Raw genomic sequence first — 25002 nt, 5'->3', positions numbered from 1 at the left:
CGCCCGTCACGACCGGGATCCATCACGACCGGACGCTCCTCGAGCGCCCGGTCGTGTCGTTTCCGCCCTGCGCTAGCGCCTGTTTCGTTCGACGATCCTTCTGTTCTCCGCCATCCGGTCCTCCTCCAGTAATGCCTCGAACGTCGTCACCTCGCCACAGCGATCCGGCGCATAGCCGCTCAGCGTCGCTATCTCGGCCAGGAACGAGCGCGAGCTCATAAAGGCGAGCAGTTGCTGGACGTTGTCCTGCTCGAGCCGATCCTCGTGACAGATCAGCAGATAGTGCTCGGTGGAGAGCGGCAGAAACTCGAGCCCGAACTGGGCTGCGGCCGCTTCCAGACCAAACCCGACATCGGCCATGCCGGCTGCCACGTAGGCCGCTACCGCAGTATGGGTGAACTCTTCCTGTCCTGCGCCGGCAATCTGATCCTCTCCGATGCCCTGCTCCGCCAACAACAGGTTAAAAAGCACGCGGGTCCCGGAGTGCTCGTCGCGATTGATGAAGCGGACATCAGTCCGGGCAAGATCCGCCAACCCCTGGATCCTGTCTCGGTCCTCGCCACGCAGGATCAAGCCCTGTCGGCGAGTGACGAATCGAATCACCTTGAGCTTCTGTCCTCGCTGACTCTGGCCCTCGAGCTGCGGCCGATAGACCTGCATCACTCGCTCGGCAAGCTGCGGAGATGAGGGGACGTGGAAGCTGGCCAGGTCGCACTCGCCGCGGCCTAAGGCGTTCAGCGCCTCCAGCGGATTGCAGTAGCGCAGATCGAGTTCGCCGGGGCATTCCGGCAGTAGCGCCACCGCATAACCATGGCTGGCATGCAATCGCAGAACGGGATGCGCGCCCTCGAGCAACTGCTGCAACTGATGGTTTAGCTCGGAGGCCATGCTGTCGATCTGCGGCCCCAATCTTGCCCTGACCCGCTGCTCCGACCACAGCAGTTTCTCGCCCAGAGGCGATGGCCGGGTGCCATGCCCCTTGCGCATATCCGCCAGCGGCATGCCGAAGAACGCCTCCCCCCGGTTGAGGAGATTCCAGGCATGACGATAGGAGATGCCGGCGGCTTCCGCTGCACGCGTCAGCTTGCCGGTCTCGCGCAGATTGGCGAGTAGCCGGAACAGCACCGGGTCGAGCAGTTCGCCGTCATCGCTGCGAAACAGCCACGCCGGCGTGATATTCAACTTTTTTCTAAGCATATTCGTTCATATTTCTCGCGCCCCGCGGGAGTGCTAGGTTGGCGTTTAGCGGTACTCAACATAAAACAGTTAAGAACAACGATTCCTATAAGACGATTGGCTGAGAGCTGGCGAGAGGTGCGAAGTCGCCGGACGAAATCCAACTGCTTGATGAGACGACCAGGCCATGCCACACGCCAGCCCGCAGACCGACGGCGCCTGGACGCCGGCACAGATTCAGGACGTGATCGACGCCCACAAATCGATGCCGGGCGCCATGCTGCCCACGCTTCATGCCATCCAGGATCGCTTCGGACACATTCCCGAAGCGGCGATTCCGATCATTGCCGAGTCGCTGCGCCATACACGCGCCGACGTTCACGGCATCATCAGCTTTTACCACCACTTCCGGACGCAGCTGCCAGGTCGCAGTGTGGTGCAGGTGTGTCGGGCGGAGGCGTGTCAGGCGCGGGGCTGTCGACAGCTGGAAAGCCATGTCAAAGCGGTACTGGGCGTGGATTATCACCACACCACGAGCGACGGCGAGATCACGCTGGAGCCGGTCTATTGCCTGGGCAACTGCGCCTGCGGGCCGACGATTCGGGTCAACGACGAGATTCACGGCCGCATGACGGCCGCCAAGTTCGATCGGCTGGCCGAAGAGCTCACGGCCACCGTGGTGGAGGTGAAATGATGACGACCACCGTCTATGTTCCTCGCGACACCACCGCGCTCGCGCTGGGCGCAGACGCCGTCGCGGCGCGTCTCAAGCGCGCCGCACGTCAGCGCTCGCTGGATCTAAGGATCGTGCGCAACGGCTCCCACGGCCTGTGCTGGCTGGAGCCGCTGGTAGAAGTCGAGACCGCGGCGGGCCGAGTCGCTTACGGGCCGGTCGAGCCCGAAGACGTCGAGGCGCTGATCGAAGCCGGCCTGTTCGAGGGACGCCAGGACCATCCGCTGGCGCTGGGACTCACCGAAGCAATCCCCTACCTAAAGGCCCAGCAGCGCCTGACGTTCTCTCGTATCGGCGTGACCGACCCGCTGTCGCTCGAGGACTACACCACGCTGCGTGGCTTCGAAGGATTGAAGAAGGCACTCGCCTGCGATGCGCAGGGCATCATCGACGAGGTCAAATCCTCGGGGCTTCGCGGCCGCGGCGGGGCCGCCTTCCCCACCGCCATCAAGTGGCAGACGGTGCATGACCAGCCCGATGGGCAGAAGTACATCGTCTGCAACGCCGACGAGGGTGACTCCGGCACCTTCGCCGACCGTCTGATCATGGAATGCGACCCCTATCTGCTGATCGAAGGCATGGCGATCGCCGGTCTCGCGGTGGGCGCCACCCAGGGCTACATCTATCTTCGCTCGGAGTACCCGCTGGCCCACGCCATCCTCGACGAGGCGATCTCGCGGGCACGCACGGCGGGCTATCTGGGCGAGAACATCCTCGACAGCGGCCACGCCTTCCATCTCGAAGTCCGGCTCGGCGCCGGGGCCTATATCTGCGGCGAGGAGACCTCGCTGCTGGAGAGCCTCGAAGGCAAGCGCGGCCTGGTTCGCGCCAAGCCGCCGCTGCCGGCGATCGAGGGTCTGTTCGGCCGCCCCACCGTGGTCAACAATGTGCTCTCGCTGGCCGCCGTTCCCTACATTCTCGACCACGGCGGCCAGGCCTACGCCGACTACGGCATGGGCAAGTCCCGCGGGACGCTGGCGCTGCAGCTGGCCGGTAACGTGGCGCGTGGCGGGCTGGTCGAACTGGCCTTCGGCGTCACCCTGCGCGAGCTGATGGAGAACTTCGGTGGCGGCACCCAGAGTGGCCGTCCGCTCAAGGCGGTGCAGGTCGGCGGCCCGCTCGGCGCCTATCTACCCGAGAGCCAGTGGGATAGCCCCATCGATTACGAAGGCTTCGCCGCGTTCGGGGGCGTGGTCGGTCATGGTGGCGTGGTGATGTTCGACGACAGCGTCGACATGGGCGATCAGGCGCGCTTTGCCATGGAGTTCTGCAGCGTCGAATCCTGCGGCAAGTGCACGCCGTGTCGAATCGGCGCCGTGCGTGGCGTGGAGGTGATCGACCGTATCCGCGCCGGTGAGCGGGCCGAGGAGAATCTCGTCCTGCTTGCCGATCTCTGCGACACCATGGTCGACGGCTCGCTCTGCGCCATGGGCGGGATGACACCGTTCCCCGTCCAGAGCGTAATGAAGCACTTTCCCGATGATCTGATCCGGCCCCGGGCCGAAGGCGGGAGGTAGGCATGCTGCAACATTTCGATCCAAAACAGTTCGACCGTGACCTGGGAACGCCGGCAAGACTCTCGGAAACCCTGGTTCCGCTGACCATCGATGGCGTCGAGATCAGCGTGCCTGAAGGCACCTCGGTGCTGCGTGCCGCGGCGCTCGCCGGTATCACCATCCCCAAGCTGTGCGCCTCCGACAACCTCGAGGCCTTCGGCTCGTGTCGTCTCTGTGCGGTGGAGATCGAGGGCCGGCGAGGCTATCCGGCATCGTGCACCACGCCGGTTACCGAAGGCATGGCGGTCACGACCCAGAACGGCAAGCTCGCTAGGCTGCGGCGCAATGTCATGGAGCTCTACATCTCCGACCACCCGCTGGACTGCCTGACCTGCCCTGCCAACGGCGACTGCGAACTGCAGGACATGGCCGGCGCCGTGGGTCTGCGCGAGGTGCGCTACGGCTTCGACGGTGCCAACCATCTGGATGCCGAGATCGACGACTCCAACCCCTATTTCAGCTTCGATCCCAGCAAGTGCATCGTCTGCTCGCGCTGCGTGCGGGCCTGCGACGAGGTCCAGGGCACCTTCGCCCTGACCATCGAAGGCCGCGGCTTCGATTCCAAGGTCGCCGCCAGCCAGAACGAGCCGTTCATGGATTCGGAGTGCGTCTCCTGCGGCGCCTGCGTGCAGGCCTGCCCGACGTCGACGTTGATGGAGAAGAGCGTCATCGACCACGGCGTGCCAGAGCATAGCGTGGTGACCACCTGCGCCTACTGCGGGGTGGGCTGCTCGTTCGAGGCGCAGATGAAGGGCGACAAGCTGGTACGCATGGTGCCCTACAAGGGTGGCGACGCGAATCACGGCCACTCCTGCGTCAAGGGGCGATTCGCCTTCGGCTACGCCACTCACAAGGACCGCATCCGCGAGCCAATGATCCGCGACAGCATCGACCAACCGTGGCGCCCCGTCGCCTGGGAGGAGGCGATCGCCTTCGCCGCGCGACGCCTCCGGGAGACGCAGTCGACCTATGGCCGCGAAAGCATCGGCGGCATCACCTCGTCGCGCTGTACCAACGAAGAGACCTATCTGGTCCAGAAGCTGATCCGCGCCGCTTTCGGCAACAACAATACCGACACCTGCGCCCGGGTCTGCCACTCGCCCACCGGCTACGGCCTCAAGACCACGTTGGGCGAATCGGCCGGGACCCAGACCTTCGATTCGGTGATGAAGGCCGACACGATTCTGGTGATCGGCGCCAACCCCACCGATGCCCACCCGGTGTTCGCCTCCCAGATGAAGCGCCGCCTGCGCCAGGGCGCCACGCTGATCGTCGCCGATCCGCGCCGGATCGACCTGCTCAAGACGCCCCACGGCGGCAGGAGCCTGCATCTGCCGCTCAAGCCCGGCACCAACGTGGCGCTGGTGAATTCGCTGGCCCACGTGGTGGTGACCGAGGGGCTGGAAGACGCCGATTTCATCGCGAAACGCTGCGACGGCGACGCCTACCGACGCTGGCGCGAGTTCATTCAGGAAGCGCAACACTCACCGGAAGCTCTGGAGTCGGTCACCGGCGTGCCGGCCGTGCAGGTCCGCGAGGCTGCTCGCGTCTATGCCAGCGCCGCCAACGGCGCGATCTACTACGGCCTGGGGGTCACCGAACACAGTCAGGGCTCGACCATGGTCATGGGCATCGCCAATCTGGCGATGGCAACCGGCAACATCGGCCGCGAAGGCGTCGGGGTCAATCCGCTGCGCGGACAGAACAACGTCCAGGGCTCCTGTGACATGGGCTCGTTCCCCCACGAGCTGCCGGGCTACCAGCACGTCGCCGATCCCGCCGTGCGCGAGAAGTTCGAGGCCGTCTGGCACACCACGATCGACGACGAGCCGGGGCTGCGCATTCCCAACATGTTCGACGCGGCCATCGCCGGCACCTTCAAGGGGCTCTACGTCCAGGGGGAGGATATCGCCCAGTCCGATCCCAACACTCAGCATGTCGAAGCAGCCCTGACCGCGCTGGACTGTCTGATCGTGCAGGACATCTTCCTCAACGAGACCGCCAAGTACGCCCACGTGCTGCTCCCCGGTTCCACCTTCCTCGAGAAGAACGGCACCTTTACCAATGCCGAGCGGCGCATCAACCGCGTCCGCAAGGTGATGCCACCGGTCGCCGGCAAGGAGGACTGGGAAGTCACCCAGGATCTGGCCAACGCGATGGGCTATGCGATGCACTACACCCATCCCTCCGAGATCATGGACGAGATCGCCCAACTGACACCCACCTTCACCGGCGTCAGCTATGCTCGGCTCGAAGCGCGAGGCAGCATCCAGTGGCCATGCAACGATGCCTTCCCCGACGGCACCCCGACCATGCACGCACTCGACTTCCCCATCGGCAAGGGCAACTTCGCCATCACCGAATACGTGGCCACCGAGGAGCGCGCCAGCCGCCGCTATCCGCTGCTGCTGACGACCGGGCGCATTCTCAGCCAGTACAACGTCGGCGCCCAGACCCGACGCACCGACAACGTGGCCTGGCACGCCGAGGACGTGCTGGAAATTCACCCTTCGGATGCCGAGCTCCGCGGCCTGCGCGACGGCGACTGGCTGGGCATCAGCAGCCGGGTCGGGCGCACGGTGCTGCGCTGTCTCGTCAGCGATCGCATGGCGCCGGGCGTCGTCTACACCACGTTCCACCATCCGGGCAGCGGGGCCAACGTGATCACCACCGACAACTCCGACTGGGCCACCAACTGTCCTGAATACAAGGTGACAGCGGTTCAGGTGGAAAAGGTCTCTCAACCGTCATCATGGCAGCAGCATTTCCAACGCTTCGACGAACGTCAGCAGCGTTATCTGGAATCCGCCGAGGCGGCGCTCAAATGAGTGCCGCCGGCCACTCTTTCGGCGCCTGGGAGAGCATGAGATGAGCGATTCGAGCAGAGATGATTCGAACAGAGGTGATTCGGAAAGAGACGAGCTGGGCCATGGCGGACCCACGGCCCCGCTGATCAAGATGGTCAATCAGATCGGCGCCAACAATCTGCACCATGGTAACGACGCCCAGGCGGCGGAACTGGTCGCCACGCATCTCAAGAAATTCTGGGCGCGCAGCATGAAGCGCCAGATCATCGACTACGCCGATACGGATGGCAGCGAACTGAGCCCGGTGTCGCGCCTCGCGATCGCTCGGCTGAAGACCATGTCGTCGACCGTCAAGGACTGGGAGGAGACCTCCGACGCAGGATAGCCGAATGCGGGGCCGTCAACTGATCGACGTGATCCGTCAAGACATCTTCGTTGATAGACACTCGCCTACAAAAAAAGGCCTCATCCGATCTTTCGGATGAGGCCTCTTTCGCTCGGCGACGATAAAACCTTACGGCTTCATGTCCTCGAAGAAGCGCTTCACACCGTCGAACCAGCCCTCTTTTCGCGGCGAATGGCGGCTGGCACTGCCCAGACTGTCCTGGAACTTGCGCAGCAGGTCCTTCTGCTCTTCATTGAGGTTGACCGGCGTCTCGGTCACCACCTTGCAGAGCAGGTCCCCCGCCGGGCCGCCGCGGACCGGCTTGACGCCCTTGCCACGTAGCCGGAACAGTTTCCCGGTCTGCGTCTCGGGCGGGATCTTGAGCTTGACCCGACCTTCCAGCGTCGGCACTTCCAGCTCGCCACCCAACGCGGCATCGACGAAGTTGATCGGCACTTCGCAGTGCAGGTGCCGGCCGTCGCGTTCGAAGATCGGATGCGCCTTGATCTCGACCTGGACGTAAAGATCGCCCGCGGGGCCACCGTTGAGCCCGGATTCGCCCTCGGCATTGAGCCGAATGCGGTCGCCGGTATCGACACCCGCCGGGATCTTCACCGACAGCGTGCGCGTCTCGCGAACGCGGCCTTCGCCATGACACTTGCGACACGGCACCTTGATGCTCTGGCCGCTGCCGTGACAGGTCGGGCAGGTCTGCTGCACGGCGAAGAAGCCCTGCTGCATCCGTACCTGGCCCTGGCCGTGACAGGTCGGGCAGGTTTCCTTGCTGGAGCCCGGCTCGGCGCCGGTGGCGTCGCAGTGCTCGCACTCGACGTGACGCGGCACGCGGATATCGACGGTGGTACCGAATACGGCATTCTCGAGATCGAGCTCGAGGTTGTAGCGCAGATCGCTGCCACGCTGCGGTGCGTTCGGATTACGCCGACCGCCGCCGCCCCCGAAGATATCGCCGAACACGTCGCCGAAGATATCGCTGAAGCCGCCCGCTCCGGCACCGCCGAAACCACCGCCACCGAAGCCGCCGCCCTGACCATCGACGCCGGCATGGCCGAACTGATCGTAGGCCGCACGTTTCTGGTCGTCGGAAAGCACTTCGTAGGCGTCGGAGACCTCGCGAAACTTCTCCGCCGCCTGCTGATCTTCCGGATTGCGGTCCGGATGGTATTTCTGCGCCAGCCGACGGTAGGCTTTCTTGATGTCCTTGCCGTCGGCGTCTCTATCGACGCCCAATACTTCGTAATAGTCACGTTGGGACATTACTGAGTCCGCCTCCGTGTCGGCGCCGTGCAAACAGCAGCGCGGGAGTCATGTTGGCTCCCGCGCTCCTGCCGATCACACGGCGTCAGACGTCGTGTTTATTGCTTTTTCTGATCGTCGTTGACTTCTTCGAACTCGGCGTCAACCACGTCATCCTCTTTCTTGCCGCTGGCCTGGGCGTCGTCGGCCGGCTGGCCTTCTGCGTCGGCGCCTTCGCCCTGCTCGGCATACATCTTCTGCGCCAGGTTGCCGGAAGCTTCGGTCAGCGCATCCAGCTTGGCCTGGATGGCATCCTTGTCGTCGCCCTTGAGGGCTTCCTCGAGCTCGCTGATCGCGGTCTCGATCTTGGCTTTCTCGTCGGCATCGACCTTGTCACCGGCTTCTTCGAGCGTCTTGCGCGACGCGTGGATCATCCCGTCGGCCTGGTTACGCAGCTGGACCAGTTCCTCGAACTTCTTGTCCTCGGCCTCATGGGCTTCGGCATCCTTGACCATCTGGTCGATCTCGTCGTCGGAGAGACCGCTGGAGGACTTGATCACGATCGACTGTTCCTTGCCGGTCGCCTTGTCCTTGGCCGTGATGTGGAGGATGCCGTTGGCATCCAGATCGAAAGCCACTTCGATCTGCGGCACGCCACGCGGCGCCGGCGGAATGTCGGCCAGATCGAAACGACCCAGCGACTTGTTCTGACCAGCCTGCTTACGCTCACCCTGCAGCGCGTGAATGGTCACGGCGGTCTGGTTGTCGTCGGCGGTCGAGAAGGTCTGGGTCTTCTTGGTCGGGATCGTGGTGTTCTTCTCGATCAGCGGGGTCATCACACCACCCAGCGTCTCGATACCCAGCGTCAGCGGTGTGACGTCGAGCAGCAGCACGTCCTTGACGTCACCGCCGAGCACGCCACCCTGAATCGCGGCGCCCATGGCCACGGCTTCGTCCGGGTTGACGTCCTTGCGCGCTTCCTTGCCGAAGAACTCGGCAACCTTGCTCTGAACCATCGGCATGCGCGTCTGGCCGCCGACCAGGATGACGTCCTGAATCTCGCTGTTGGAGAGACCGGCGTCCTGCATCGCGGTCTTGCACGGACCGAGCGAGCGAGCCACCAGGTCTTCGACCAGCGATTCGAGCTTGGCACGAGTGACCTTGATCGCCAGGTGCTTGGGACCGGTGTTGTCCGCCGTGATGTACGGCAGATTGACTTCGGTCTGCTGCGCGGAGGAGAGCTCGATCTTGGCTTTCTCGGCCGCTTCCTTCAGACGCTGCATGGCCAGGCTGTCGCCGGACAGATCGATGCCGGAATCGCTCTTGAACTGCTGAACGAGATAGTCGATCAGCTTGAGATCGAAATCTTCGCCGCCCAGGAACGTATCGCCATTGGTGGCGAGCACTTCGAACTGCTTTTCACCGTCGACATCGGCGACTTCGATGATCGAGATATCGAACGTACCGCCACCCAGGTCGTAGACCGCGATGGTGCGATCACCGGTGGAACGATCCATGCCGTAGGCCAGTGCGGCTGCGGTCGGCTCGTTGATGATACGCTTGACCTCGAGACCGGCGATGCGGCCCGCGTCCTTGGTGGCCTGACGCTGAGAATCGTTGAAGTAGGCCGGCACGGTGATGACCGCTTCGGTCACTTCTTCGCCGAGATAGTCTTCGGCGGTCTTCTTCATCTTCTTCAGCACCTCGGCGCTGACCTGGGGCGGTGCCAGCTTGTTATCGTTGACCTTGACCCAGGCGTCGCCGTTGTCGGCTTCGACGATCTCGTAAGGCACCATCTTGATGTCTTTCTGAACGACGTCGTCCTTGAACTTGCGACCAACCAGACGCTTGATGGCGTAAAGCGTGTTGTGCGGGTTGGTGACCGCCTGACGCTTGGCCGCCTGACCGACCAGCGTTTCGCCGTCGTCGGTGTAAGCGATGATGGAAGGCGTCGTGCGGCCGCCTTCGGCGTTTTCGATCACTCGGGTCTTGTCACCATCCAGTACGGCAACACAGGAGTTGGTCGTACCCAGGTCAATGCCAATGATGCGTCCCATAATTCCTCACCTCTAACTATTCGTTGACGACTCAATTCGTTTTGATGACGGCGCTTGCTGCGCGTTTGACTGCTATGTGGGGGCTGGTCGGCGCCTTTCAAGTCCCGTCGACGATTCAAACGCATCGCCGGGAGAGCTCGGCCCCCACGACGACTAGCTCGCCGCCTTGCTGACCACCACCATGGCCGGGCGCACCAGACGGCCGTTGAGGGTGTAGCCCTTCTGCATCACGTCCATCACGGTGTTGGGCTCCAACTCGGGGTTGGGCACCATGGTCATCGCTTCATGAAACTGCGGGTCGAAAGGCTCACCCTGGGGGTCGAGCTGCTCGACACCGAACTTGCTCAGCACATCGAGCTGCATCTTGAGGGTCATCGACATGCCTTCGCGGTGCGTGCTGTCGACTTCCTGCATGCTCTCCAGGCCCTTTTCCAGGCTGTCGACGACCGGCAGCAACTCCTTGACGAACTTTTCGAGGGCGAACTTCTTGGCCTTGTCGGCGTCCTGTTCGGCGCGGCGGCGTGCGTTCTGCGCATCGGCGGCGGCCCGCATCGACTGGTCCTTGGCCTCCGCCAGCTCCTGCTCGAGCTCCTCGACCCGGGCAGCCAGAACCTCGGCTTCGGGATTGGCCTCGCCTTCCGTGTCGCCCGCCTCGTGTTCTATCGATTCCGCGAACTGCTCCAGATCACCATCCAATGCGTCGTTGGTGGACTGATGCTGGGGTTCAGCGTCGCGCTCGGCGCGCTCGAGTTCTTCGTCTACGGGGTTCTGCGGATCTCTAGCCATGAATCTCTCCTGGCAAGGTGTTGTGACAGTTATTCGAAAAACGTGATTTCGACAAGCGTCGGAGCTGTCTGCCTATATGGGGCTATCGATTCAGATCTCAAGCGCCGATACCTCTCGACCGTCAAGACATTCATTGAAGGCGAATTTTGACTACTGTATAAACGAACAGATCGACAACACTCGACCGTCAGTCAACAGACCTCGCTCGTTCACCAGATTTCGACTGGCCGCCATCGACACCGGGAGGCAGCATGCTGATCCAACTCGCCATTCGTGACTTCGCTATCGTCGACACGCTGGATCTGGAGTTTCACGCCGGCATGACGGCCATCACCGGCGAGACCGGTGCCGGCAAGTCGATCCTGCTGGGTGCGCTGGGGCTCTGTCTGGGCGAGCGCGCCGACGCCGGCGGCGTGCGCCACGGCGCCGAACGCGCCGACCTGAGCGCACGTTTCGACATCGCCGAGCGGGAAGAAGCCAAGAGCTGGCTGAGCGCCCGCGAGCTCCCCACGGACGACTGCCTGCTTCGTCGCGTCGTTACCGCCAGCGGGCGCTCCAAGGCGTGGATCAACGGCCAGCCCTGCACCATTGCGGACCTGCGCGAGCTCGGCGAATGCCTGATCGATGTGCATAGCCAGCACGCCCACCAGGCTCTGCTCAACGAGGAAACCCACCGCCGTCTGCTCGATGATGCCGCCGGCCATCATCAGGCGGTGGCCGAGCTGGGCGATCTGCATCGCCAGTGGCACACGCTGCGCCGACAGTACCGCGAGCGCAGCGAAAACGATGAAGAGCGCCAGGCCAAGCGTCAGCTGCTGCGCTATCAGGTGGAGGAGCTGGATCAGCTCGATCTGCAGCCGGACGAGCTGGAAAGCCTCGAACAGGAACAGGAGACGCTGGCCCATGTCGAGGAAAGCCTGCAGGAAGCGCAGTTCGCCGCCGACAGCTGCGATCATGACGAGAACGGTGCGCTGACGCTGTTATTGCAGGCGACCACCCGGCTTGGTCGTGTTCCCGGTAGCGACCGCGGCAGCCTGGCGGAAGCGCTGGGCATGCTGAACGAGGCGCAGATTCAGCTCGAGGAAGCCGCTCGGGAGCTTCATCACTATGTGGAGTCCACCGAGCTCGACCCGCAGCGCCTCGCCTGGGTCGATGAACGACTCAGCGAAATTCATCGCGTCGCACGTAAGCATCACGTCATGCCGGAAGAACTGGCCGGTCTCCACCGTCAACTGACCGACGAACTGGCCATGCTCGACAGCGGCGATGACGACCTGGAGTCGATGCGCGCGCGCCTGGACGAACTGCGCCAGCAATATCGCGACGCCGCCAAGCGTATCAGCGACACGCGTCAACGCACGGCCACCGTCTTCGCTCAGCAGGTTCAGGAACAGCTGGCCTTTCTGGGCATGGACAAGGCGCGTTTCGCGGTCGACGTCACGCCGCTGGAAACGCCGCAGCCTCACGGCATGGATCGGGTCAGCCTGCAGATCAGCGCCAACCCGGGCCAGCCGCCGAAGCCGCTGACCAAGGTGGCCTCCGGCGGCGAACTGTCACGCGTCAGTCTGGCGATCCAGGTGGTGGCCGCAAGCCACAGCACGCTGGCAACACTCGTCTTCGATGAGGTCGATGTGGGCATTTCCGGCGCCACCGCCGAAATCGTCGGCCAACTGCTGCGCCGGCTGGGGAGCGACGCCCAGGTCATGACCGTCACTCACCTGCCGCAGGTCGCCGCCCAAGCGCATCAACATCTGCATATCGAAAAGCGCTCCAGCGACGACGCCACCCATACCCAGATGTCACAACTGGACGACGCCGGACGAGTGCGGGAGCTGGCTCGAATGCTGGGCGGTGTCAAACTCTCCAACCAGACCCTGGCTCACGCCCGCGAGATGCTCGCGGCCAGCCAGAGCTCGGCTCACTAGCCACTGCTTTCGCATCTCGGTTTCGACGCTCGGTCATACAACCCGGCGGTGTTCCTGGGTCGTTCTCGAATTATTGGGCCGCTTTCGAAACCTCACGACATCCCAAACGCAAAACGCCGACCCTGAGGTCGGCGTTTTCGTGATTCTGACGAAAGCGATTACTTCTTGACGCCATCCTGACGGGTGGCCTTGGAGCCGCGAGGCCGCACGTAAAGCACCAAGGCGTGCTCGACCAGTTCGTATCCGTGCTCTTCGACGATTTCGCGCTGGCGACGCTCGATCTCTTCATCGTAGAACTCGACGATCTCGCCGGATTCCAGATCCACCATGTGATCATGGTGCTCTTCCTGGGACATCTCGAAGACCGCATGACCACCGTCGAAATTGTGTCGAACGACTAAACCAGCGGCCTCGAACTGGGTCAAAACGCGGTAGACGGTCGCCAACCCGACATCTTCTCCCGACTCCAGCAGCGCCTTGTAGACGTCCTCGGCACTCATGTGGAGCTCTTCTTCCATCCGAGTCGCTTCGAGGATCTGCAGAATCTTGACGCGCGGTAGCGTGACCTTCAGGCCTGCTTTACGCAATTCTTGGTTTTCGTCGGCCATGGTCGCTCTTCGCAGTAGCGTCTTGTGTCGGGTATGATCAATCCACGCAACGATAGTGAAAGACGGGCCCAAATGCAAAATCTGATCAGAACCACCGTACTCCTCCTCGCAGCCTCCCTCATCACCGGCTGCAGCTACTTCGGCGTCTATAAAAGGGATATCCCCCAAGGCAATCTCATCACCCAGGACATGGTCTCTCAGCTTCATCCCGGCATGAGCCGCGAACAGGTCGCCTACATCATGGGGACCCCGCTGATGGAAGCGCCGTTCTCGTCCGACCAGTGGGACTACGTCTTCTATCTCGACGAAGCTTACGGCGATACGGTCGAGAAACGCATGACGCTGACCTTCCAGAACGACCAACTGACCGATATCGCCAAATCCGGCGACATGGACTCTGACGTCGAGCTGAACCAGGACAGCGGTCCCGGACCCGCGGTAGAAGGTGCCGGCGAGAGCGCGCCGACGCCTCGGATCGGGCCTAGCGCCATCTAATCTCGCCGGATGGCGCCTGGTGTCGTGAATGGGCATTCATGGCGGGAACACCGTCATGATCCGGGCGGTCAACGCGATGAGGCGTTGGCCGCCCGTTCACGTCGGGCCTGCTTGGGGTCGATCTCCAGCGGCCGGTAGACCTCGATGCGCTCTCCCTCTGCGGGCAGATACATCTCCGGCTCGCGCAGGCGTTCACCGAAAACGCCTAATGGCGCCTGAGCGAAGTCGAGATTCGCCCATGCCGGATACCGCCCTGGCAGATCCGCCAGCATGACGGCCTGGCGAGCATTCATCCCGGGTTCGAGCGAGACGCGAACGATGACCTGATGCGCCGGCGTCGCGAACGCAATTTCGACATCGGCCACAAGGTCGGGCATATAGATGTCCCCTCTAACGCCCGTAGACCTGATCGGCCCGACGCGTGAACGCATCGACCAGTTGGCCCGCCACCTGCTGGAACAGCCTGCCAAACGCCATGCCCAGTAGCCGATTGCTGAATTCGAAGTTCATCTCGAGTTCGATCTTGCAGGCATCCTCCCCCATCGCACGAAAGTGCCAGCGACCGTCGAGCCGCTTGAACGGGCCATCGACGAGCGAGAGATCGATTCGCTCGGGTCGCTCGAGATCGTTGCGTGTGGTGACGCTCTGCTCGACGCCGCCTTTGGCCAGCGTCATGCGCCCAATCAGGAAGCTGTCACCACGCTCGAGGACGCTGGCGCGCCGACAGCCGGGCAGAAACTCGGGGTAGCGCTCGAAATCATTGACCAGTTCAAACATCTGTTCCGGTGTATGCCGAACGAATGCAGACCGATTCACGCTTGGCATAGGGGTCTCCACTGATTTATCGCCCCGACATGCGTATCATGGGGCACCGTTTTCGATGGCTTGAATGGTATCACGACTGCCCTCACAACTAGACTTCACATGAGTTGGCTCCACACGAACCTTCGTCGGGCATCCCTCGCGCGCAGAAGAAAACAGTAACTGCCTGAGCGCGTCGCCCGCGGGCAACCGAATATCGCTGTAAAGAGGTGTCATGGGTAAGAAAAAAGCAAATGCGCCAAGCAGCAACACGATCGCCCAGAACAAGAAGGCTCGTTTCGAATACCACATCGACGAGACTTTCGAGGCCGGTCTGGCGTTGGCGGGTTGGGAGGTCAAGAGCCTGCGCGCGGGCAAGGCCCAGCTGACCGACACCTACATTCTGGTCAAGAATGGCGAGGCGTGGCTGCTGGGAAGCCACATCATGCCGCTCAACACGACGAGCACGCATGTGGTGGCGGACCCGACCCGGACGCGGAAACTGCTGATGCATCGCAAGGAGATCGCCAGGATATTCTCCCGAACGCAGGAGAAAGGGCACACCTGTGTGCCTCTCAAGCTCTACTGGAAGCAGAATCTGGTCAAGTGCGAACTGGCCCTGGTGCGCGGCAAGCAGCTGCACGACAAGCGCGCCACCGAGAAGGAACGCGACTGGAATCGCGAGAAAGCCCGTATCGTCAGAGACCATGCGTGATCTCCGACGGGTTTCCAAGCGCTAGAAGCTTGAAACGGCACTTGATATGGCGTGGACTCGCCGCCATCTGTTAGAATGATCGCGTAATACGGGGGCGACATGGCTTCGACGCCGGTGACAATCCCTGAGGTGCATGCCGAGAGCGTAACGTATCTCGTAAATCCAACGTTGCAAATGAATAGTCGCAAACGACGAAAACTATGCTCAAGGCGCACTGGCAGCGTAAAAACTGCTAGTTGTTAGTCTGGCCTCAAAGCGATGTGCCCATTCATCGCCGCGAGGATATGAGCTAAAGCTGATGGGACCGCGGATGTCAGCGCTCTCCTGACATTCGTTAAACCTTAGAGAGATCGCAAGGTGCAATCCTGCCCGCCGGAGTGCACTGCGTTAAATCAAAAGACGGAACTAAGCATGTAGAGCTGATGGGCGAGTGCCGGCGGACGGGGGTTCAATTCCCCCCGCCTCCACCAAACATGAAAAAGCACCCAATCGGGTGCTTTTTTTGTGTCTGTACCGCGGGCGACTCAGGCCAAGCATGACCTTCGCGCGATGGCCTCTAATCGCTGTCTCAGGCCACCGCAGCCATGGCAGATTTTTGATGCTGGGCGGACATGACCCGCTCCAGGTCGCTGCCTTTGCACTTGAAGGCGGAGCAATCGGCGCAGCGAATGTCTTCAGATGCCTCGCTCAGTGTCGGCAGCAGGAATCGCCCGCCACCGCAGACGTTGCAACGTAGATCCAGCGTGACTTTCAGCATCATCTCTCCTCCACTAACGGCTATGCGTGCAGCGATATCATCAGGTCGATACAGCTTCACTCGGCGTAAGCAGTGCCGTCATGAAGCCGTGGTACGGCTCGCAGGGCGCGTAACGATTCATCCGCTCCAGCAGCTTGATTCTCTCGGACGCCGATATGCCCCGCAGGGCACCGTCGAGATTGGCATCATCCAGGGTCTGGAGAATCCGGCCCGGCGTTGCCAGGTAGCGCTCGTTGGTCTGCAGAATCACGTAATCTGCGGCCTCGTGATCGACGACCTCCTGCACATAACTGCCCGGCAGATTGATCACGACGACTCGCTGGAATATGTGCGCGAACAGCAGCGCGAACCCGCCGGCATTCGAGGAAGAGCCGCCGAAGATCAGCAGCGTGCGGGGATACCGCGGCCGGGAGTTCTCGAAGATCGTGATGTTACCGGTGCCAGGCAGGTGGTTGGAAAAACGGCAGGCGACCCCGCTTTTCTCCTGAAAGACGGCGGCGGTCGATAGCGACTTGGCGGGAGGATCGATCTTGGACCCGAGATCGCCGACCAGCTCGCGCTGCTCGAAATCGTAGAGCGAGTCGAAATCGTCATCCAGGCCGAAGTATCGCATGCAGGCCACGAACGCGAGATAGGCGCCACGCCCGCTCCAATGGGTATCCGTTTGATAGTAACTGTCCGATACGGCCTGCATCGCCGCGACGGGGTTGGCGTAATCGACTTCCGCCTGTTGCAGAATGGCCGACACCTGCTCGGTGGTCGTGATATCGGCCTTCTCGAACGGATAATATTCCGGCCGGACCTTTTCCTTGGAATTGGCGATCAGGAACAACAGAGAGCGTTGTTGTTGCAGTGGCGCGAGCTCTGCACTGAAACGGTGCCACTGATGAGTCTCGTCGTCCGTCAGTAGCCGCTTGCCGGTGAACTGATCGATACTCGCGTTGGTGTCGTTGGCCAGAAAAAGCCACCCTTCACGGCCCTCGATGACTTCCATGACCGGGGCCAGAGAAAAGCGCAGGCATTCATAGGCCTTGCCGCCCTCGAGCCTGACGCCGAGCGTCAGACCGCGAGAGAGATCGAAAGTGTGCTCGAACATCCAGCCCGCTTCCTGATAGGGCGCGCTCGGTTCGACTGCGGTAAGCCCGAGGGTGTCGGTCCCTGCATGAGTCGAGGCGATCAGTTCCGGCCGCTGATCCTGGCGAGCGTCGACCCAACCGCGGATTCGATAGTGGCGGAATGACTCGAGGTTCGTAATCTGTTTCTGGCCCTCGTCGACCTCCCAGCGTATCGCGATCGGCGCCGCCAGTTTGTGCGCCGCCAGTTGAAACTTCTTCGCTTTGTGGCTGGCAATGACGTTCTTGAGATCGGCGAGGGTCGTGTTCCCAGGCTGCTTCTCGAGTGCCAGATTCACCACACGAAGCGCCTCAGCGAACTGTTCGGCCGCCAGCAGGGCGCGCGCCTGGCGCAGGTAGATCTGCGGAGGGAATGCCTCGTCACGATCAATGATCGACTGCCACCTTTCGATGGCCGCCGGCCAGTCCTTTCTCGTCATCGCCGCTTCGGCATACGCGATCCGAAGCTTGAGCGGCGACTCGGGAGTTTTCTCCAACGCGACGGCCATCATCATTTCCCGCTTGGCGCTATCACCGGCGCCTTCGTAGGCCTTCAGCAACGCCGCGACGAGTTCAGGACTGTCGACACCCGCCTGAAAGGCCGGCTCCAGCAAGGCGATGGCACCGGCAAAATCCTGCTGCGCCATTCGATCTTCGGCCTCGACGACCCGTTCGGGGGTCTGCTCGATGCGCTCGGCAAAAGAAGATGAACTCATGGCAGCCCCTGATTGGTTGGCGGCGATAGACAGGGAGAGGGCGTTGACGGCGGCGAGGCCGCTGTCAGCCGACCGAACCGGATCGCATCGCGCCGGCCTCTCGATCAATCGCCTCTCGATCAATCGCCCTCTCGATTAACAGCCACTATATCCCAGCCGCCAGATGGCTAGACATCGCCCGTCGAGCATGAACTTTATCAGCGTCGTGGGGCGAGCAACGTCATCCGCCGCGGATTCATCGGCACGGTCCCGGTATCGCTTGCGGTCATCAGATGGCCATCGTGACCGTCACCTTTCGATGGGCGCCGGAGCTCTTCATCCAGCCTTGATTTTCCAACCGATAGTCCCGTTTCCGGGCGAACAGCGCGACGGTCTCGTATGTGGAAATCCCGACCAGGCCGGCTAGTCTGACAGGATCGCCATTCGTCTCAGGTTCGGAATTTCTCCCCTGCCAGAAAGTGTTACCCTAACGATGGTTAGGCTGGCAACATGCCGTCAAATCGATCCGCTCATAAAACAAGGAGGTTGGAGCTTGATAGTCCTTCGCCCCGATCGCTGGCTCTGTCGCTGGCTACTGCTGTTATTACTGGTATTTGCTGCCCCGGTGTTCGCTCAGGACAGCGGCTCCGAAGGGCAAAGTGCCAAGGATGGCCCCGCCTATTCCACCATGGCGGACCTGCTGGAAAATTCCGAATCGCGTCAGGCCCTGATCGACCGGCTGAGACAGCTGGCCTCGCAACAGGAGTCGGCTGGCGAGACTCAAGGCAGTAGCGACGCTGAAAGCCGTGATCAGGAGTCGGGCGCCGCTAACACCGAGGGCAGCCCTGCCGCGGAATCGACCGCCTCTGGCGACAGCGAAGGAAGCGCCGAAACACCGGTCTCGTTTCCTCGTCGGATGGCGCAGGCCACCAGTCACATCGCGGGCGATATCGGTGGACAGTTCACCAGCATCGTCGCCATGGTCGGTGGCTTCTTCGGCAGCGGCGATGCCGCGGCCAGCAGCGGGCCTTCGTTCAGCATGAGCGACTTCGTCAGCGCCGCGATCGATCTCGCGCTAGTGATCATCGCCACGGTCGCTGCGTTCTTGATCCTGCGCCGGATCGCCAGCCCGTTATTCTCCAAATTCAGCCAGTGGGCGCTGCAGGGCGAAGGACGCAGCCGCTTGCTGCGAGTGATCCTGTCAGTGCTGGTGGCGGCCATCGTCGACATCATCGTCGTCGTGCTGGCCTACGTGGCCGGCAATCTGGTCGCGACGTTCCTGGTCGGCGAAAGTGGCAATCTCGATACTCGTCTGTCGTTGTTCCTCAACGCGTTCCTGCTGATCGAGCTCTTCAAATGCGCACTGCGCGTCCTCTTCTCCTCGCGTCACGAAGGGCTACGTCTGGTATCAATCGAGGCCGCTCAGGCACGCTACTGCAACCGATTCCTCGCAACATTGGCGGGCTTCGTCGGCTACGGCATGCTGGTGGTGGTTCCGATCCTCAATACCACGCTGTCGCCGGCCTTCGGCAAGGCCGTTGGTGTGCTGATCATGCTCATTGCGCTGGTCTGGTCGGTCATCGTCATCCTGAAAAATCGCGCCGGCGTGCGTGACATGATCATGACCAAGGCCGAGGCAGCTCAGATGTCGGCGTCTCGCGTGGCGCTTCGTCTGCTGGCGCGCATCTGGCATGTCATTGCCCTGCTCTACGCCGTCATGGTGTTTGCCGTCACGTTGCTGCATCCCGAGACGGCACTGCCATTCGTGCTGCTGGCAACGCTCAAGACCATTATCTACATCGGAATCGGCATGCTCGTTTCCGGCATCCTGACTCAGCTGATCGGGCGTCGCATCAACCTTTCCGACGAGCTTCGTCAGCGTCTGCCGATGCTGGAGTCGCGGCTCAACTCCTACATCCCGACGCTGCTCAAGATCATCCGCGCGATCATCCTGATCGCCGTGGTGATGTACACCCTGGATGCCTGGGGCGTATTTGATCTTGCTGCCTGGTACGTCAGCGATGCCGGTTCACACACCATCGCGACGGTGGTCCAGGTTCTGCTGATTCTGATAGTGGCCGCGATCGTATGGGTCGGCCTGGCCAGCCTGATCGAGAATTTCCTCAATCCGGATACCGGCGGCGGCGCGCCCACCGCACGTGCGCAGACGCTGATGAGCCTGTTCCGCAACGCGCTGGCGATCACTCTGATCATCATGACGGTGATGATCATTCTGTCTCAGATCGGCATCAATATCGGGCCGCTGATCGCCGGCGCCGGCGTACTGGGCCTGGCCATCGGTTTCGGTGCGCAGAAGCTGGTGCAGGATGTCATCACGGGGGTATTCATCCAGCTGGAAAATGCGATGAATACCGGCGATGTCGTCACGGCCGGCGGCATCACCGGCACCGCCGAACGCGTCAGCATTCGCTCGGTGGCGATCCGCGACCTTGCCGGCACCTACCACATCGTGCCCTTCTCGTCGGTTGATACCGTTTCCAACTTCATGCGTGAGTTCGGCAACCACGTGGGCGAATACGGCATCGCCTATCGCGAGAACATCGATTACGCCATCGAACAGTTGCAGGCCGCTTTCGATGATCTCCAGGCTAGCGAAGAGCATGGGCACAAACTGCTGGCGCCGATGACAGTAGCCGGGGTCGTCGCGCTGGCCGACAGCTCGGTCAACATTCGCGTGGTGATCAAGACCACCCCGGGCGATCAGTGGGGCGTCGGGCGAGCGTTCAATCGGCTGGTCAAGCTCTACTTCGACAAGGCCGGTATCGAGATTCCGTTCCCGCATACCACGCTCTACTTCGGCCAGGATCGCACCGGCTCGGCGGCGCCCGCCAATCTGCGCATCATGCAGGAGGACTTCACGATCGACGGCAGTCCCGCCGGTCAGCCGAAGGCGCATCAAACCGACGCGCCGAACGCGATCGAGGGCGAAAGCCGTTCGACGACCGAATCCCGTGCCCAAGACGAAACGCATCGCAAGCCGAATCACGATGACGTCGACGGCGATAACGGCGACGAGCGTTAAGCCGAAAACACGATCATCAGATCCAAGCTAAACAGGCCGCCTACGGGCGGCCTTTTTCATGGCCGCCGACAACAGGATTCCCCGCCGAGGCGGCCGCACCCAGCATGGCCGCGCCGCGAACGCCGCTGGCATCGCCCAGACGAGAGCGTACGACCTCGGGTATCTCGACGCCCGCAAACAGGTGCTCGGCGATAGCGCCCGACAGGGCCTCCACGAACCGATCCATCGTCGACAGGCCGCCGCCGACGACGATCACCTGCGGCGACAGTAGCTTGACCACACTGGCCAACGCCCCGCCCACCAGATCCAGATGACAGTCGCGGGCGCGCTGCGCCGATTTCTCGCCCGCCTCCCAGGCCTGGTGCCACTGTTCGGCGGATGCCGACGCGCCACCGAAATGACGATGCAATCTCACTAACCCTGGCCCGGCGATATAGGCCTCCAGGCAGGCTTCCAGGCCGCAGCCACAGGACAGCAACGGCAGATCGTAGCGTTTGGCCGCCGCGGCCGGCAGTGGCAGGTGCCCCCACTCTCCGGCAAACCGCCCGCCGCCCTTGAGAAGCCGCCCCTCGACGATCGCGCCACCGCCGGCGCCGGTCCCCAGAATCGCGCCGAAGACATTCCGCTGACCTTCCGCCGCACCGCCGGGGCCGGTTTCCGAGACCACGAAACAGCGACTGTCATTTTCGATCACGAAAGCGCGATCCAGTCGTGCTGCCAGCGTCGTTTCCAGTGTCCAGGCGCGCAGCCCCGGCAGATTCGCCGCGACCAGATGGCCCTGCTCATCGAGCACACCCGGAAAGCCCAGCCCCAGCGTACCTTGGCCGCCACAGCGATCATCCGCCTGCTGGACCAGCCGGGTCAGCATTGTCAGAAAAGCCTCGCCATCCTGCGCCGGCGTCGGCTCACGCCAGCGATCCAGACACTGCCAGTCTCGGTCGTAAATCGCGATTTCGGTCTTGGTGCCACCGACATCGATGCCGTAATGCATAAACGTCCTCCTTGAGCCGGCCTGCAACGGTCCATTACACACAAAAAAGGGCGCCCGCAGGCGCCCAGGAGAGCAATCGATCGGAGATCGGGATCAGCGCGTCATGTCGCTGGGCTGCGGCAGCGCCGGCAGCGACTTGTCGAGCAGCGTCACGCTCTGCCGGTAGTAGAGCTGGCTCTTGCTGTGATCACCGAGATTGGCATAGAGCCGGGCGAGCTCGGCACACACGACCCCGCTCGGGCGCTGACGCTGGCTAGCCTCGAAGTACTCCTGCGCCTTGCCCCAGTAGGCGTTGCGCAGCGACAGCCGGCCCAGCGTCAGCAGCAGATCCGGATCGTTGGGACGTTCCTGCAACCATTTCTCGGCGTAGACCAGCTGGCGTGCGGCGTCGACGTTGAGCAGCCCGTAGCGCAGCACTAGCCGCGTATCCCAATGCTCCTTGAGCGCGTTGCGCAACAGGCGCTCGGCGTCGCCTTCTTCGCCGCCCTGAATCAGCGCTTCGGCGTAGAGCCCGACCAGCTCGACATCGCTGCGCAGACTGTCCGGCATATCGGCCCACAACGAACGCACCCGCTGCAGATTGCCTTCCTGCAACGCGGCCTGTACCAGCAGCTCGCGATAGACCCGCTGGTCGAGCTCGCGACGCTCGTCTTCGGTGATCAGGCGGTGCTTGTCGAGACGCGGCAGCAGGCGACGCATGCCATCCCAGTCATTGACGCTGAGATAGGCCTGTTTGAGCAGCTTGAGCACCTGCGGGTGCTCCGGAAGCTGCTGTTCCAGCCTCGTCAGCGTCGCCAGGGCTTCCTCGAACTGCTGGCGATCCAGCATCAGCTGGGCCTGCACCAGCCCCACCGCCGTATCGGCGCCTTCGGTGCTGTGGTGCGCCCGCTTGAGCAGCACGTCGGCCTGCTCGTAACGACCCTGATAGTGCGCCGCCAGCGCCGCGGAGAGATAGTTGACCAGCGGCGTGCCGGAATCGTCGGCGGCCTTGGTGAGCGACTTCTCGGCTCGCTTCCAGCGACCTTCCGCCAGCGCCACCAATCCGCGAACGGTGCGTTTCATCGCCGTGCGATGACGGGTGCGGCTGTTCCACACCTTGAGCCGGCTCACCGGCCGACGCAGACGCGTCAACGCGCGCAGCAGGAAATGGAGTATCAGGAAAGCGGCCAGCAACAGGACGCAGCCGAACCAGAACGAGGTCTGGATGGAAGTGTCGCCAACACGAATGAACCAGTAGCCGGGCAGCGACTGCATCAGCTGCCCGAACAGCGCGCCGACCGCCAGACCGAAGACGATCAGCAGGATCAGCTTTCTCATGCGCCCTCTCCCTGTGCCGATTCATCGGTCGAGCTACCGCTTTGTCCGCCGCCATTCTGCGAGCCGCCGTTACGTGCGCCTCCATTCTGCGAATCGCTGTTCTGTGAACCGCCGTTCTGTGAACCGCCAGCCTGAGAGCCGCCGTTGCCGAAGCGCTGTTCGATGAAACGCTTGAGCAGCTGCGACGATTCGCTGATGTCCGGCAGTTCCGGGCGAACCTGGTTGTCGCGAAGACTCTTGAGCTTGTCGATGGAGTTGGTCACCCCGTCGTTGTCGGTGGCGTAGTAGCCTTCGACCAGTTCCAGCGCCTTGTCGAGACTGGCCTGATACAGCTTGGGCTCCGACTTCAGCAGTGCCAGCTGCGCCTGCTCGAGCAACAACCGCACGTTCTGTCGCAGGTAGGACTCCTGCTGGGGCGTGATCAGCGCTTCGAGCGGCTGATCGTGACGACGCACGGTTACCAGATCCTTGAGCTCGCTGCCGAGCGTTGCCAACTGCTGACGCCAGCCGCCGGTCGGCTTGGCGTCGCCCTTGCCGGCGGCGATCTCTTCGATATCCTGCTTCAGCGGCAGCCGGGCGAGCTGTTCCTGCTGTGCCATCAGTGTCAGATAGAGCCCGGTGCGATCGATGTCCGGCACCGAATCGAGCGAAGCGAGCTCGGACTGGATGGCGCGCCGGATCGGCACCAGCGCCGGGTTGTCGGCCTCGCGCAGGCGCTCGTCGGCGGCATTCAGCAGTGCCTTGGCACCCTTGACGTCGCGCTCGAGCTGCAAGCGCTGGTTGGCCAGGCGCAGCAGATACTCCGCCTCGGCGTGCAGCCATTCCCGCGGGTCGGCCTGCTGCTGTTGCGCCAGCTCCTTGAGCACCTTGTCCAGCGTGTCATCGAGCTTCTGGCGATATTGATCGAACTCGCCACGCATCATTTTCAGGTTCTGCTGGCGATTCTGGTCGAGCTCGCCGACTTTCGACTCGAGCTGATCGAGCGTGGTGCTGTTGGCGCCGACCTGGTTCAACTGGGTCTGCTGCTGCTGAATTTTCTGCCATCCCCGATAGCCGACGACAGCCACCACGATCGCCAGCACGATGACCAGAATCAAGGCCAGCAACCCCAGCTTGGCGCCGTTGCCACGCATTCCGCCGCCGGAGGCCGAGCCGCCGCCTGCCGGCGGTTGCGTTCCGCCCGCCGAGGTCGGACGGCTCGATTGGCCACGGGTGCCGTTCTTCGTGGATTTCCCGGTAGCGGACTTGCCAGCCGCGCTGGAAGCCGACGCCTTGGCACCACTCGTCGCTGCCGCGCCGGGCCTGTCACTCTTGCCGGGGTTTTCCGTCTTGACGCTCTCTGTCTTGTTGCCGGCGCTGTTATTGCCGGCGTTGTTGCTGCCATCGGACCTGGCGCTGCTCGTTTCGAGGCTATCCGCCTTGGCGCTTCCGGCTGGCCGGGAGCCGCCGACGGAACTCGTGTCGCCAGCCGTGCTGGGACTGCTAGACGCCGCCGACGTGTCGATGGTGTCCCGGCCAGTGCGCGGTTTGCCTGTCGCGGTATCGGTGGCGGCCGGCTGAACGACATCCGGTTTGATCGGGTTGGTCTTGGCAGGGTCCGGCGGGGTCGGGTTGGTTGTCGCGGACGACCCGGCAGGCGACGACGGCTGGCTGTCGCCCGCGCTCGGCGTCACGGATGAGGTCGCTTTCGGATCCTGTCCGTCAGGCCCGGTCTGATCTTCCGACGCCTGCTTGCTGCCGGAAGACGCTGCCGACGGCGGTTGCTGATCTTTGCTTTGCTTGCTCATCT

20 protein-coding genes and 1 other RNA gene are annotated in these 25002 nt (G+C 62.7%); 9 read left to right on the top strand and 12 right to left on the bottom strand.

Going from position 1 to position 25002, the window contains the following annotated elements; genetic code table 11:
- Window positions 1–72: 72 nt before the first annotated feature.
- On the bottom strand, window positions 73–1197 hold the full coding sequence (locus tag BTW08_RS00180) for a substrate-binding domain-containing protein (protein ID WP_075560490.1): 1125 nt from the start codon (window positions 1195–1197) through the stop codon (window positions 73–75).
- Window positions 1198–1363: 166 nt separating this feature from the next.
- On the opposite strand from BTW08_RS00180, the gene BTW08_RS00175 reads away from it, so the two are divergent.
- Genes BTW08_RS00175 through BTW08_RS00160 form a run of 4 tightly spaced genes read left to right on the top strand, consistent with a single transcriptional unit; the run spans window position 1364 to window position 6657 of the window.
- The gene (locus tag BTW08_RS00175) at window positions 1364–1870 is read left to right on the top strand and encodes a formate dehydrogenase subunit gamma (RefSeq protein WP_075560489.1); all 507 of its coding nucleotides are present in this window, start codon (window positions 1364–1366) and stop codon (window positions 1868–1870) included.
- A complete protein-coding gene (locus tag BTW08_RS00170; protein ID WP_075560737.1) occupies window positions 1870–3426 on the top strand; it encodes a formate dehydrogenase beta subunit in 1557 nt (518 codons plus the stop codon). Before BTW08_RS00175 ends, BTW08_RS00170 begins: the two co-directional genes overlap by 1 nt.
- Before the next feature lie 2 nt (window positions 3427–3428).
- Entirely contained in the window at window positions 3429–6293 is a 2865-nt protein-coding gene (gene fdhF, locus BTW08_RS00165; RefSeq protein WP_075560488.1) for a formate dehydrogenase subunit alpha, read from the top strand.
- Window positions 6294–6333: 40 nt separating this feature from the next.
- Window positions 6334–6657, top strand: coding sequence for a formate dehydrogenase subunit delta (locus tag BTW08_RS00160; protein ID WP_083627601.1), 324 nt, complete (start codon window positions 6334–6336; stop codon window positions 6655–6657).
- Between the two features lie 129 nt (window positions 6658–6786).
- Here BTW08_RS00160 and dnaJ read toward each other — a convergent pair whose 3' ends face one another.
- From dnaJ to grpE, 3 genes are all read right to left on the bottom strand, one after another.
- Window positions 6787–7932, bottom strand: a complete 1146-nt coding sequence (gene dnaJ / locus BTW08_RS00155; RefSeq protein ID WP_075560487.1) for a molecular chaperone DnaJ — start codon at window positions 7930–7932, stop codon at window positions 6787–6789.
- A 98-nt stretch (window positions 7933–8030) separates the two neighbouring features.
- The gene (gene dnaK, locus BTW08_RS00150) at window positions 8031–9968 is read right to left on the bottom strand and encodes a molecular chaperone DnaK (protein WP_075560486.1); all 1938 of its coding nucleotides are present in this window, start codon (window positions 9966–9968) and stop codon (window positions 8031–8033) included.
- 153 nt (window positions 9969–10121) lie between these two features.
- A complete protein-coding gene (gene grpE, locus BTW08_RS00145; protein WP_075560485.1) occupies window positions 10122–10754 on the bottom strand; it encodes a nucleotide exchange factor GrpE in 633 nt (210 codons plus the stop codon).
- Between the two features lie 251 nt (window positions 10755–11005).
- Here grpE and recN point away from each other — a divergent pair, with 251 nt between their 5' ends.
- On the top strand, window positions 11006–12679 hold the full coding sequence (recN, locus tag BTW08_RS00140; RefSeq protein WP_075560484.1) for a DNA repair protein RecN: 1674 nt from the start codon (window positions 11006–11008) through the stop codon (window positions 12677–12679).
- Between the two features lie 158 nt (window positions 12680–12837).
- On the opposite strand, the gene fur is transcribed toward recN, so the two are convergent.
- Entirely contained in the window at window positions 12838–13287 is a 450-nt protein-coding gene (gene fur / locus BTW08_RS00135) for a ferric iron uptake transcriptional regulator (RefSeq protein WP_075560483.1), read from the bottom strand.
- Window positions 13288–13359: 72 nt separating this feature from the next.
- On the opposite strand from fur, the gene BTW08_RS00130 reads away from it, so the two are divergent.
- Window positions 13360–13782 (top strand): outer membrane protein assembly factor BamE, encoded by a 423-nt coding sequence (locus BTW08_RS00130; protein ID WP_075560482.1) that lies wholly within the window; start codon window positions 13360–13362, stop codon window positions 13780–13782.
- A gap of 68 nt (window positions 13783–13850) precedes the next feature.
- Here BTW08_RS00130 and BTW08_RS00125 read toward each other — a convergent pair whose 3' ends face one another.
- Both BTW08_RS00125 and BTW08_RS00120 read right to left on the bottom strand, forming a co-directional pair.
- Window positions 13851–14159: an RnfH family protein gene (locus BTW08_RS00125; protein ID WP_075560481.1), complete on the bottom strand. Its 309-nt coding sequence runs from the start codon at window positions 14157–14159 to the stop codon at window positions 13851–13853.
- A gap of 13 nt (window positions 14160–14172) precedes the next feature.
- On the bottom strand, window positions 14173–14607 hold the full coding sequence (locus BTW08_RS00120; protein ID WP_075560480.1) for a type II toxin-antitoxin system RatA family toxin: 435 nt from the start codon (window positions 14605–14607) through the stop codon (window positions 14173–14175).
- A gap of 211 nt (window positions 14608–14818) precedes the next feature.
- On the opposite strand from BTW08_RS00120, the gene smpB reads away from it, so the two are divergent.
- The gene (gene smpB, locus BTW08_RS00115; protein ID WP_075560479.1) at window positions 14819–15298 is read left to right on the top strand and encodes an SsrA-binding protein SmpB; all 480 of its coding nucleotides are present in this window, start codon (window positions 14819–14821) and stop codon (window positions 15296–15298) included.
- A 90-nt stretch (window positions 15299–15388) separates the two neighbouring features.
- Window positions 15389–15768, top strand: a transfer-messenger RNA (tmRNA) gene (gene ssrA / locus BTW08_RS00110).
- Between the two features lie 98 nt (window positions 15769–15866).
- Here the strand turns inward: ssrA and BTW08_RS00105 are convergent.
- A complete protein-coding gene (locus BTW08_RS00105; RefSeq protein WP_139313542.1) occupies window positions 15867–16055 on the bottom strand; it encodes a hypothetical protein in 189 nt (62 codons plus the stop codon).
- A 40-nt stretch (window positions 16056–16095) separates the two neighbouring features.
- Window positions 16096–17883 (bottom strand): hypothetical protein, encoded by a 1788-nt coding sequence (locus BTW08_RS00100; protein WP_139313541.1) that lies wholly within the window; start codon window positions 17881–17883, stop codon window positions 16096–16098.
- Between the two features lie 532 nt (window positions 17884–18415).
- Between BTW08_RS00100 and BTW08_RS00095 the strand changes: the two genes are divergently transcribed.
- Window positions 18416–20905 carry a mechanosensitive ion channel domain-containing protein gene (locus BTW08_RS00095; RefSeq protein WP_075560476.1) on the top strand — a complete coding sequence of 830 codons (2490 nt, stop codon included), beginning with the start codon at window positions 18416–18418 and terminating at the stop codon, window positions 20903–20905.
- 40 nt (window positions 20906–20945) lie between these two features.
- On the opposite strand, the gene BTW08_RS00090 is transcribed toward BTW08_RS00095, so the two are convergent.
- The 3 genes from BTW08_RS00090 to BTW08_RS19295 all read right to left on the bottom strand — a co-directional run bounded on the left by BTW08_RS00090 (window position 20946) and on the right by BTW08_RS19295 (window position 25000).
- Window positions 20946–21896: an ROK family protein gene (locus BTW08_RS00090; protein WP_075560475.1), complete on the bottom strand. Its 951-nt coding sequence runs from the start codon at window positions 21894–21896 to the stop codon at window positions 20946–20948.
- Window positions 21897–21989: 93 nt separating this feature from the next.
- Window positions 21990–23213, bottom strand: coding sequence for a heme biosynthesis HemY N-terminal domain-containing protein (locus BTW08_RS00085; protein ID WP_075560474.1), 1224 nt, complete (start codon window positions 23211–23213; stop codon window positions 21990–21992).
- Window positions 23210–25000, bottom strand: a complete 1791-nt coding sequence (locus tag BTW08_RS19295; RefSeq protein ID WP_075560473.1) for a uroporphyrinogen-III C-methyltransferase — start codon at window positions 24998–25000, stop codon at window positions 23210–23212. Before BTW08_RS19295 ends, BTW08_RS00085 begins: the two co-directional genes overlap by 4 nt.
- Window positions 25001–25002 lie beyond the last annotated feature (2 nt).

This window comes from Salinicola sp. MH3R3-1 (assembly GCF_001937155.1).
GTDB classification, from domain to species: Bacteria; Pseudomonadota; Gammaproteobacteria; order Pseudomonadales; family Halomonadaceae; genus Salinicola; species Salinicola halophyticus.
This window is presented reverse-complemented; position numbering and strand designations above follow the sequence as displayed.